Consider the following 1,342-nt stretch of genomic DNA (forward strand, 5'->3'; position numbering starts at 1 on the left):
CCGGCGCCGCCGAGCCCCCGAGCTGGGACGGCGGCACCTCCCAACGGTACGAGGGCGAGCCCACCCCCGGCCTGGCCGACCGCTATCACGAGGCCGCCGGGCGCTACCTCACCCGCCCCTGAGCAGTACTGCGCGCGCTCCGACCCAGCTCACGCGACACCCCGCTGTGCCTGGTCGCCGCGCCCGGCAGCAGCGACGCCCGGCAGCGGCCCAGACGGGTGCCTCCCCGGAATGCTTCGAAATCTGACCGTCAGGCGCCCACGCCGTTGAGCGGCCCGGTGGTTCGATTTCTGATCATCGGGCCGCTCAACCGTTCGACATCGTGCATACTCCGGAAACCTCCTGGTCAGGCCCGGTCCGCTCGGACCGGACCTGGCCAGGCCTCACAGCAGGGTGAGGACCGGGTCGTCTCGGTGGATGCGGGTGGTGTCGATCGCGCCCGACGGGTCCTCGTCGGCCTGGGTGCGGTCCGCGACCCGGACGTACTCGCGGCCGCGGTTCGCCGCGTTCCGCATCCGGATGATGTTCGGGAAACGGCCGACGGCCTTCATGTCCCCGACCCCCGTCAGGAAGACGAGCTGGACGCCGTTGGCCGCGGCGACCTTGCGCTGCAGGTCGAGGAAGACCACGTAGTTGGCCTTGCCGAGCGGGTTGTCCAGCGGGAGCGCGCCGAGGCCGGGCAGCTCTCGGCCGCGGCTGGTGGCGCGCAGCTTCGCGACCATGCAGAAGAGCAGCAGCGAGATCGTGACCTTCTCGCCGCCGGACCACTTGCGCATCCGCTCGACCGAGACCCGTTCCAGCGCCAGTGCCGTCGAGGGCTTGAGCACCCGCGCGCGCCAGTTCCCGTCGCCGACCACGGCGTTCGTGGCCTGCCAGAGCAGCTCCTGACCGCGCGGGACCTCGGCGCCGCGGGAGGTCAGGACGTCGACGAGCCGGGCGCAGCGGTCCCGGACGACGGCGTCGGCCGTCTCGACCGCCGACCGCGGGCCGACGTCGAGGAACCGGTGCCCGGCCCACGCGCCCAGGTTCTCGGGCAGCTCGGAGAGGGTCTGGGCGCGGGCCAGCGAGCGCAGTGCCTGGCGCACCATCCCGGTCATCGCCGTGACCACGACCGACTTGTGCTCCTCCAGCTCCTCGAGCCTGCCCCGCAGGTTCACCGCGAACCTCTCCAGGTCCTCGGCGAGCGTGGTGGCCACGAAACCGAGCTCGCCCGCCACGTCCGTGACCCGGAACCGGTCCCGGACATCGGGCTTGACCTCGGCGAACCGGTCCGCGTTCGACCACAGCACGATCTCGCGGGCGGTCTTCTCCAGGGCGGCGCGCCCCCGGCGCACGGCCGCGC

At 72.8% G+C, this 1,342-nt stretch carries 1 pseudogene; it reads right to left on the minus strand.

What is annotated here, in order from left to right:
- Nucleotides 1-383 precede the first annotated feature (383 nt).
- Nucleotides 384-1,342 (minus strand): annotated as a pseudogene (locus H5J29_RS32895) (hypothetical protein); the annotation flags it as partial.

It is taken from the genome of Pseudonocardia pini, assembly GCF_013870575.1.
Taxonomy (GTDB): Bacteria; Actinomycetota; Actinomycetes; order Mycobacteriales; family Pseudonocardiaceae; genus Pseudonocardia; species Pseudonocardia pini.